The organism is Brevundimonas sp., from assembly GCF_036399195.1.
Taxonomy (GTDB): Bacteria; Pseudomonadota; Alphaproteobacteria; order Caulobacterales; family Caulobacteraceae; genus Brevundimonas.
On record NZ_DASWNO010000030.1, the window covers coordinates 21,034 to 28,323 of the forward strand.

Here is a 7,290-nt window from a genome sequence, read left to right on the forward strand (position 1 = left end):
GGAGGGGGTGGTTGGTGACTGGTGGTTGGTGGTTGGTGGGTGAGCCGGAGTCCGGCGACTGACCCTCTAGCCCCAACCGTGGCTATCCACCAATCACCAATCACCAACCACCAATCACCCCTAACAGACCTGCCCCGCCGCCCAGCCCGACGACCAGGCCCACTGGAAATTGTAGCCGCCCAGCCAGCCGGTGACGTCCACCGCCTCGCCGATGACGTAGAGGCCGGGGACCGATTTCGCGGCCATGATCTGCTGGTCCAGATCGTCGGTGGCGACGCCGCCCAGCGTCACCTCGGCGGTGCGGTAGCCTTCGGAGCCGACCGGCTTGACCGTCCAGGCGTTCACGGCGGCGTCGAGGCGGCGCAGGGCCCTGTCGCCGACCTCGGCCAGCTTGCCCCTCACGGCCTCACGCTCGCAGAGGCTCTCGGCCAGCCGGCGCGGCACGATGTGGCCGAGCGCCGTGTGCACCATCTGCTTGCCGTTCTCCTCCTTCGCGGCCTTGAGTCGGGCGTGGACGTCCTCGCCGGGAGCCAGGCGCACCGTGATCGCGTCGCCCTCGCGCCAGTAGGAGCTGATCTGCAGGATCGACGGGCCCGACAGGCCGCGGTGGGTGAACAGCAACCCTTCGGCGAAGCGGGTCGTCTCGTGCGACACCACCGCCTCCACCGACAGCCCGGCCAGCGGCGACAGCGTGTCCAGTAGCCCAGGCTCAAAGGTTAGCGGCACCAGCGCCGGGCGGGTCTCAGTCACCCTCAGGCCGAACGCGCGGGCCGTGTCATAGGCCCAGCCAGTGGCGCCCATCTTGGGGATCGACTTGCCGCCGGTGGCCAGCACCAGCGAACTGGCCCGCAGCGCCGAACCGTCCGACAGCCGGGCGTCAAAGCCGTCGGCAACGCGCTCGGCGCGTTCAACGGCTGTGCCCAGCGACAGGACCACGCCGGCCTCGCGCATGTCGTCCGTCAGCATGCGGACGATCTGCTTCGCCGAGTCGTCGCAGAACAGCTGGCCCAGCGTCTTTTCGTGCCAGGCGATGCCCGCGCGGTCGACGCGCTTGATGAAGTCGTGCTGGGTGTATCGCTTTAGGGCCGAGGTCGCGAACCGCGGGTTCTCGCCGAGGAAGTTGGCTGGGCCCGCGCCCAGATTGGTGAAGTTGCAGCGCCCGCCGCCGGAGATGCGGATCTTCTCGCCCGGCGCTCGGGCATGATCAACCACGCGCACCGAGCGCCCGCGCCGCCCGGCCTCGATGGCGCACATCATCCCGGCCGCCCCGGCCCCGACGATCAGGACATCAATGTCTTCAGGCTTCATCCGCGGCGTGTAGCATCCAAAGCCGCCTCAGCGGGAGTGCGACGAGCGGCCGGGCCGTCGAAGGCGTCTTCTGGAAACCTCCACGCGCGGCTAGAGTCAGGCGGCTCCTGAGGGGGCGTCAGCAGGGGTTATCGTGTCAGAGGATTGGTCCAGCAGGCTGGCCCGGGCCCAGGCCGCGCAGGCCGCGGGCGACCTGGCCGAGGCGGCGCGGTCGTTGGCGCCGGCGGTCTCCGATACATCGGCGCCGGACGACGCCCTGAGGCTGCTGGCCGGCGCGCTGAGGGCGCGTGGTCGAGCGGCCGAGGCGACGCCCGCCCTTGAGGCGCTGACCCGCCGCAGGCCGACCAGCGCGGTGGCCGAGCACAATCTGGCGGCGGCGCTGGGCGACTGCGACCGGGCGGCCGAAAGCGAAGCAGCCGCGCGCCGCGCTCTGGCCAAGGGGGGCCGCGCGCCCGAAACCTGGCTGGTTCTGGGACGGGCGTTGGTCGGGCAGGGCCGCCTCGACGAGGCGGAGGCGGCGCTGAGGTCGGCGCTGACGGAGCGTGGCGACTTTCTCGCCGCCTTCCGGGATTTGGCCCAGCTGATCTGGATGCGGCGCGGCGACGTCGACGCCCTGACCGAGCCTCTGGCTCCGCTCGTCGAGCTCGCCAAGACGCGGGAGGACGCCGTGCTTCTTCTCTCGTCGATCCTCCGCGACACTGCCGGGGACACAGCCGCTCTGGAGGCCTTGGGCCCATGGCTAGCGCGGCCTTCACCGGAGATCGCCATGGCCGCCGCCGCGGCCGCGTCGGGCCTCGATCCGGGTCTTGCGCTCGAACACGCCCGCCGCGCCGCCGCCCTTGCGCCGGACGATCCCCGAGCGGCGCTCGCCGAGGGTGCGGCGCTGATCGCCGCCGGGCGGCCGGACGCCGCGGCTCCACGGCTCGAACGCAGTCTGGCCTCCGATCCGGGAAACCAGCACGCCCGAGCGCTCCTGCTTACCGCGTGGCGATTGACCGCCGACCCGCGCGCTCTCACCCCCGACGACTATCGGCGGCTGGTGCGCGTGTTCCCTTTGGGGGAAGGTCCAGACCGCGCGGATTGGCTGGCGCGCACGGCGGCGGCCCTCCGGCGGCTGCATTCGTTTCGAGCGCATCCCTTTCAGCAATCGGTCCTGAACGGAGCCCAGTCCCGCATCGATCCCCGCGCCGCGGGCGACATCGACATCGACCGGCTCTTCGCGGCGCTGACCGCGCCGGTCCAGACCTACATCAACGAGGTTAAACCGGACTGGCGGGGACGGGCGACCGGCGTTGACTGGCGCATCTCGGGCGCCTGGTCGGTGAAGCTGTCGGCGGGCGGGCGACACGCCGACCACGTCCACCCGCGCGCGTGGATTTCGTCCGCCGTCTACATCGAGACGCCGGCTCGGGTCGAGGCCGGCGGCCGCGAGGGCTGGATCAGGTTCGGCGCCGCGGGCATCGGGGCCGCCTTTTCGCTGCCGGCCGAGCACTGGGTCAGGCCGGAGCCCGGAAGCCTGGTGCTGTTCCCGTCCTTCCTGTGGCACGGCACCGAGCCCTTCACCGGATCGGGCGAGCGGCTGACCGTGGCCTTCGACATCGAGCCGGAGACGGACGCATGAGCGCAAGCTTCTCTATCGATCCGTCGCTGGACGGCGGCCGGCTGGCCCCCGTGTTTGGGCGCTACGGCCGGCTGCACCTGCCGCAATTCCTCGCCCCGCCGGGCGCTGAGACGCTTTCCGCCGCGCTGCGGGACGCCGGGGGATGGACGGTGTCGACCATCGGGCGTGGGTCGACGGTCGATATCCCCGTCGACGCGTTCGCGGCCGCCGATGAACCGGCGCGAAACGCCCTCCTCGCCGCCGCCCACAACGAGGCGCGGTCGGGCTTCCACTACATGTTCGAGAGCTTGAGGATCAGCGACATCGTCGACTCCGGAGACGGCGACTCCCTGCCCGGCCCCCTGCGCGACCTGTATGCCTGGCTGAACGGCGAGGCCTTCCTGTCATTCGCCCGCGCCCTCTCGGGTCACGACGACCTGGCCTATGTCGACGCGCAGGCGACGCGGTATCGCGCGGGTCATTACCTCAACGAGCACGACGACGAGAAGGCGGGCGCGGGCCGACGGCTGGCCTATGTGCTGAACCTGACCCCGGAGTGGCGGCCGTCGTGGGGCGGTCTGCTGGCCTTCCTCGATCACGACGGACACGTCGCAGAGGCCTATACGCCGGCGTTCAACGCTCTGAACCTGTTCCGGACGCCGCAGCCGCACATGGTGTCCCAGGTTTCGGCCTTCGCGGCCGCGCCGCGTCTGTCGATCACCGGCTGGATCCGCACCGGTCGCTGAACGCCGCGGGCCAAACAGAAACGGCGGGGCCTGGGCCCCGCCGTTCCGTCGTGTGGCGATCTGTCTGACCTAGAACTTGGCGGTCAGGCCGATCGAGTAGCGGCGACCCAGGGTGTCGTAGGTCGACGGGTCGGTGTTGGCCTGAACGCCCGGCGAGTACACCGCCGGCTCTTCGTCGAGCAGGTTGTTCACCGTGGCCCGCAGCGAAACCGTTTCGGTGATTTCCCAGCTCGCGTTGAGATCGAAATAGTCCTTTTCGGGGATTTCGACCGCGGTGCCGAACTGGGTCATCTCTCCGACCCGGCGCCAGCGGGCGCCGACGCCGAAGCCGCCGTTGCGCCAGTTGACCGAGGTCAGCGCCTTCCATTCGGGGAAGGTGTTGCCGAACACGCTGTCGATGGTGCCCGTGCGGTTGATGAACGGGCCGCCCGGAGCGTCCTGACGCTGGCGATCTTCCAGCCATCCCAGGATGAGGTTGAAGTTCAGCGTGCCCCAGTCGGGCATGCCGACGTCGGCCAGGACGAAGTTCCAGTCGAACTGGGCGTCGACGCCGGAGGTGATCAGGGTCGCCAGGTTGGCGTTCACTTCACGCGCCTGATTGACCTGTCCGGACAGCGGATCGCGGGAGAACAGCTGGCAATAGCCGTTGTTCGGATCGTAGGTCGGGTTCTGGCCCTGGGCGTTGAAGCAGCCCTGCAGCTGGGCCGAGGCGCCGATGGTGCCGATGACGTTCTCGATCTCGATGTCATAGTAGTCGATCGAGGCCGACAGACCCGAGAAGAACGGGCTGCTGAACGGCGAGGTGATCACCAGACCGGCGGTGAAGGAGTCCGAGGTCTCCTCCTGCAGGTCCGGGTTGCCGCCCGTGATGCCGGGGACCTGGTTGTTCGAGAACACATAGCCGTCGATGGCCGCGGGCGCGATGCCCTGGGCCAGGCAGAGGGAGCGGACGGCGGCCGCGTTCGGCCCGAGCCGGTAGCTCGAGCGGATGTCGCAGGGGTCGCCCGACAGGCCGGTGGCGGAGAAGGCGCCGACGCTGGGGAAGCTGGTGTTCACCGGCGCGAACAGTTCGCCGACCGACGGGGCCCGCACGGCGCGTTGGACGCCGCCGCGGAAGCGCAGGAAGTCGGTGATTTCCCAGTCCAGCGAGGCCTGGTAGGCGTCGACCCAGCCCACGGTGTTGTAGTCGGACACGCGGTAGCCGAGGTTCAGGTCCAGTTGCTGGACGAACGGCAGGTCCGACAGCAGCGGCACCAGCAGTTCGAGGAAGAACTCCGTCGAGTTGGTCGTGCCCGAGAGCGGCTGGCTGGGGTTGAAGCCCGCGATCTCGGAACCACCGGTCGTGCCGGTGGTGCAGGGCGTGGCGGTCGTGACGGGCACGCCCGTCGCCTGACAGATGATCGGGTTGGTCTGGGCCAGCGAGGCGTCCGGACGGAAGAGGAAGTCGTCCTGACGGTACTGGATGCCGCCCGCGAAGCGCAGCTCGCCGGCGGGCAGCTCGAACAGGCCGCCCTGCAGCGTGCCTTCGACGACCGTCTGTTCCTGGTCCGTCACGTTCTGGGCGGTGCGGCCGATGTAGGTCACGCATGCCGGCGACAGTGCGGTTTCACCGAACGGATCGAAGCCGCCGGCGCACAGCGAGGCGCCGCCGTCAGCGGCGTCCAGCAGACGCTGGACCGCCGAGCGCGAGACGTTGCCGCTCTGGACGCTGATGCGCTGCACCCGGCCGTACTGGGCGTAGACGTCGTAGCTCCAGTCGCGCAGGCCGACGAGGTCGCCGCGGACGCCGACGGTGCCCTGATAGACCTCGTAGTTCTCGGTGGCGCGGCGGCCGCCCAGCGCGTTGAAGCGCTTGTTGAGCAGGAACGAGCCGTTCGGGTTCGGACGGGCGTTCAGGAAGGCGCGCAGGTCCGGGGTGATGAACGGATTGGTCGCCAGAACGCGGAAGCCGGTGGCCGGGACGGCGCCGGCGGCGGGGCTGGCCGCCAGTTCGTTGGCCGAGGTGTAGTCCGTGAACAGCAGGTTGGCGTAGATCTCCACGCCGTCGTTGATCTCGTAGTCCGCGCCGACATAGGCGTTCCACCGGTCCAGGCCCAGCTGCAGCAGGTTCAGAGGGCCGGTGTTGTAGGTGTAGTCGGCCACCCCGGGGTTGGCGAAGCCGTCGAAGTCGATGCCGCCCGGGCTCTTGAAGTTCCGGGTGCGGACGTAGCTGAACACCGTGTTGTCGTTGTTGAAGCCGAACGCGCCGGTGTTGGGCAGGGTCGCGTCGCCGAAATAGGCGCGGACGAAGGCCAGGCTCGGCAGGTTGGTCGAGTCGAAGCTGGTGCTGCCCAGGGGGGAGGTGCCGGACGGGCCGGAGATCGACGAGAAGTCGCGGGCGGCGTTGAAGATTTCGTCGCGGGTCGAGCGGCCCAGCGAGAACACCACATTGCCGCGGCCGTCGGCGATGTCGCCGCCGAGGGTCAGCGAGTAGGACTCGGTGACGCCGTCCTCACGGTCGGTGACGCCGTACTGGGCGTCGATCTGAACGCCCGTGAAGTTCTGCTCGAGGATGAAGTTGGCCACGCCGGCGAGGGCGTCCGAGCCGTAGGCGGCCGAGGCGCCGCCCGAGATGACCTCGACGTTGCGGATCAGCGGGGTCGGCAGAAGGTTGATGTCGACCGTGCCGTCCGAGTTCGACGGAACGATGCGGCGGCCGTTCATCAGCACCAGCGTGCGCTGGGTGCCCAGGCCGCGCAGGTTGATGTTGGCCTGGCCGCCGTTCGACGGGTTGTTCGACGTCGAGTTGATCGACGGCACGAACTGCGGAAGGTCGTTGATCAGGGTGTCGATGGTGACCGAACCGGTCGCCTGGAAGTCTTCCTGGCTGACGGTCACGATCGGGCTGTTCGACTGGTAGTCCTGACGGGTGATGCGCGAACCGGTGACGACGACGTCGCCGAGGTCGGACGACTCTTCCTGGCCAGGCTCCTGCGGGGGCGTCTGGGGCGCCGTCTGGGCGGCTGCGCCCGTGGCCGACAGGGCCAGCGCGGCCATGGCGCCGCCGAAGATGGTGGTTCGCAGCAGAGTCTGTTTTGTCCGGTATGCGCGCACGATTGTCCTCCTGAGAAATCCGGCGAGCGGCGCACGCCGAACACCGTTGCGGTTAGCCTGACTGTCCGATGAACGTTACTGAATGGCAATGCGTGAAACACGACGGGCTCAATCGTGTCACTTTACGGTCACACTACGCTGAAGCTGGCTTCGGACCCGGCTGAGAGCGCCTTCGGGACGGTCTTGGGTCGGGAGTGTCGGGCGCCCTGAAAACAGCGAATCCCGCCCCTGAGGCGCCCGCGCGGCGAGGCGCCGGACAGCGTCCGTCGTCGGGTTGAGGCGCGCGTCCTGTTCTCGGGCGGACGGGCGGCGGATGGCGATGTCAAAGACCGGTCCCGGCGCGCGCCGGGATGACGAGGGCGGGCGGCGTCTCCGCCCACACTCGGCCCGCATTATACCACCGCGTGGAGCGACGCTGGCTGAACGGCCGCGCGCGGCCTCGGCCCGCGGGGTCGGAAAGGACGGATCGGGCCGCGCGGGGTCGGGAAGACCGGTATCGGGAAGACAGGGTTTCGCGCGGTCCCGGCCCGCGCCTGTGGACGA

At 69.5% G+C, this 7,290-nt stretch carries 4 protein-coding genes; 2 read left to right on the plus strand and 2 right to left on the minus strand.

Annotated elements, in window-relative coordinates; genetic code table 11:
* Positions 1–120: 120 nt before the first annotated feature.
* Positions 121–1,308: an NAD(P)/FAD-dependent oxidoreductase gene (locus VGB60_RS01710; protein WP_331036554.1), complete on the minus strand. Its 1,188-nt coding sequence runs from the start codon at positions 1,306–1,308 to the stop codon at positions 121–123.
* Between the two features lie 133 nt (positions 1,309–1,441).
* Here VGB60_RS01710 and VGB60_RS01715 point away from each other — a divergent pair, with 133 nt between their 5' ends.
* Positions 1,442–2,929: a putative 2OG-Fe(II) oxygenase gene (locus VGB60_RS01715; protein WP_331036555.1), complete on the plus strand. Its 1,488-nt coding sequence runs from the start codon at positions 1,442–1,444 to the stop codon at positions 2,927–2,929.
* A complete protein-coding gene (locus tag VGB60_RS01720; protein WP_331036556.1) occupies positions 2,926–3,654 on the plus strand; it encodes a 2OG-Fe(II) oxygenase in 729 nt (242 codons plus the stop codon). Before VGB60_RS01715 ends, VGB60_RS01720 begins: the two co-directional genes overlap by 4 nt.
* Before the next feature lie 69 nt (positions 3,655–3,723).
* On the opposite strand, the gene VGB60_RS01725 is transcribed toward VGB60_RS01720, so the two are convergent.
* A complete protein-coding gene (locus VGB60_RS01725) occupies positions 3,724–6,747 on the minus strand; it encodes a TonB-dependent receptor plug domain-containing protein (RefSeq protein ID WP_331036557.1) in 3,024 nt (1,007 codons plus the stop codon).
* Positions 6,748–7,290 lie beyond the last annotated feature (543 nt).

Bases quoted from the DNA above. Each gene is read 5' to 3' on its own strand.
- VGB60_RS01710 (WP_331036554.1), bottom strand. From the start codon at position 1,308: ATGAAGCCTGAAGACATTGATGTCCTGATCGTCGGGGCCGGGGCGGCC.
- VGB60_RS01720 (WP_331036556.1), top strand. From the start codon at position 2,926: ATGAGCGCAAGCTTCTCTATCGATCCGTCGCTGGACGGCGGCCGGCTG.